The organism is Mesorhizobium sp. GbtcB19 (assembly GCF_019091085.1).
Taxonomy (GTDB): domain Bacteria; phylum Pseudomonadota; class Alphaproteobacteria; order Rhizobiales; family Rhizobiaceae; genus Mesorhizobium.
Genome location: NZ_JAGXJY010000303.1, coordinates 1 through 259 on the forward strand (window position 1 = coordinate 1; position 259 = coordinate 259).

General features: G+C 37.5%; 1 pseudogene. It reads right to left on the reverse strand.

Annotated elements, in window-relative coordinates:
- Nucleotides 1-259 (reverse strand): annotated as a pseudogene (locus tag KVT37_RS32355) (hypothetical protein); the annotation flags it as partial.

Genomic DNA, 259 nt, shown 5'->3' on the forward strand with positions numbered 1-259 from the left:
AATTGTAAACCCTAATCCTTTATCTACACTTCCGGCAACATATTTATCTTCCCAGGAAGCAGCAGAATAGAATCTAAGGTTATCTACTTTAGAAACAGCGCGTTTTCCTTCTACAGAAGAAGTCTGTTCCCCATTATAACGAATATAAGAAGGGTTGTAATAAATCCACTGGTTACCGCCCAGGTTTAACCAGTTTCCTAGTTTTCCTAAAACTTTATAGGATTCTCCCTTTTCTAATTGACGAATGACACCATTGCTT